This window comes from Photorhabdus sp. P32 (assembly GCF_038085095.1).
Taxonomy (GTDB): domain Bacteria; phylum Pseudomonadota; class Gammaproteobacteria; order Enterobacterales; family Enterobacteriaceae; genus Photorhabdus; species Photorhabdus luminescens.
Genome location: NZ_JAZGJN010000131.1, coordinates 1 through 2,098, shown reverse-complemented (window position 1 = coordinate 2,098; position 2,098 = coordinate 1). Strand labels below are relative to the sequence as shown.

At 31.6% G+C, this 2,098-nt stretch carries 1 protein-coding gene and 1 pseudogene; both read right to left on the bottom strand.

The genetic code is table 11. The features are described 5' to 3' along the window. Positions 1-288: 288 nt before the first annotated feature. Positions 289-1,290, bottom strand: a complete 1,002-nt coding sequence (locus V2H77_RS00770; protein WP_341497274.1) for a glycosyltransferase family 2 protein — start codon at positions 1,288-1,290, stop codon at positions 289-291. A 461-nt stretch (positions 1,291-1,751) separates the two neighbouring features. Next, positions 1,752-2,098, bottom strand: a pseudogene (locus V2H77_RS00765) (transposase); the annotation flags it as partial.

The window sequence follows — 2,098 nt, the reverse complement described above, 5'->3', positions numbered from 1 at the left end:
CGCGACGGCAAGGGAGCGAATCTCCGGGAGCATAGAGAACTATGTGACCGGGGTGAGTGAGTGCAGCCAACAAAGAGGCAACTTGAAAGATAACGGGTATATTTAAGGATTTATTACCTGATGTATTCTTTTTTTCTAAATAGGAAGAAAATATTTTCAAGAGATCGAATAAAAAATAATAATCAAAGTGATTTCATAATATATTAAGTCATTGCTATTATGCCAATATTAATGTTTACTTTAACTATTAGCTAAATTAATTTAATCAACAAAAGGTGCTACTAATATTCATAACTTAATCTTTCGTATAAAAGTCTTGAGCTTTTCAGAATTTTTCAAATATCTTGCAAGCTCCCCCCAAAGAAATATAAATTTTGTCAAAAATTTACTGTATCCCATTTTTTCATAATAATATAATAATTCTTGTTTATCTTCTTGATTGCCATAACAAGCCATTGCTAATGATGTATATAACCAAGGTCTCTCTCTTAGTAATACACCATGCAATGCTTGAGTTATCCAGTAGGATTCTGTATAAAGATCATTAGATAGTTTCAAATAACCTAAAAAATCTATTTTAATTCTTTTTGCAATTCCTGAAATTGCAAAAAAATCATTTTCACCTCTGCACAAGACTAAGGGAGAAGACACATATTCTAATATGACTCCTTTCTGATTAAGAATTCTAAGAAGAATATAAACATGTGAATATGCTGTACCTACATAGCTTTCATCTAATTCAATTGCATTCCATTTTTTTTTCTTCACTATAATAGAGCTTAAATAGCTGAAAGCTCCACCGATAGATTGACAATGATTAAAGTAGTTTACTAAGTCGTCACCTCCATTAACTACAAATGTAGAGGTATCACATGATAACCACTTTCGATGAGGATTTCTAACAACTTTCATAGAAATATCCATCTCTTTTCGATCGCAAAGATAAATATCATATCCTTTTGAAAGAAACACTTGTATAGAGAAAAGTGCATCATTTTCAAGAAGATCATCACTTCCGAATATCCAGCAATAATCGCCAGTTCCCATATTTACAGCTGAAAGATAGTTTCTATCTGGTCCAATATTTTCATGGTGACGGTGATAATGTATTGGTATATTAAATATCTCTTGCCAGCTTGCAATCATCTTATCAGTCCCATCAGTAGATGCATTATCTGAGATACATATATCGATATCTAAAGAATGATTAGATTGATTTGCAATACTCTCTACCAACGATTTCAAATATTCAACTCTATTATAAGTTGGAATGCAGAATGATATTTTCATATATTTTTTACCTGCTTTACTGTATTTATATAGGTTAAAGGAAGTTCTAAAAAACAATAAGAATAAAGGAAAGGATTAAACTTGATAAGATTCCATTTATACTTAAAGTTTTAGATAGATACTATTGAAATAATCCATTAATTACTGTCTGAAATGGAACAAGAAACCATAATACCTTAAGATAATTTATGTCTTGAAGGAGCATTGCATAGATGCTAGTCCATGCTTTCAATGCAAAAATATAGTGCCATTAGCAAGAATATCTCGAAACTAAGATCATAATTCATTTCTTTTTGGGACTGTCCTAGATAACGATTATATTTTCTCCTTAACTATTTGTTTTAAAATGTGTAATTAATTTTTTACACCAAGTGTGTTAATTTTTCACTCATATTCCTTGAGAAGGAGCCCAAAATGCTTCTTTGGTATGCCATTAAATCTACCTATATACCCAAAAAACTTCAAGATGCAGTTCTTAGCACCTGAAAATGGTCGTTAATTCTAGACATCAGCGAGTCCGCTATATCAGGTAGCGTTGTGGTGAAAAATTTGAATACTTTGTCTCGAAATTCATGTTTATCAGCGAAATAACGGTTATGTTCATTCATAACCTGCCATAATCGTTCTATCGGGTTTAAATTTGGGCTGTATGGAGGAAGGTAATGTCACTCAATGTTGCTAACATAAGCCCACTCTTTCACAAGATGAGCTTTGTTGTAACCCGCCCCATCCACAATAAGATGAATTTTTTGATGATAGTCAGGATAAGACTTTCTTATTTCATTGAAAAAACAGCAAATGCTGTAGT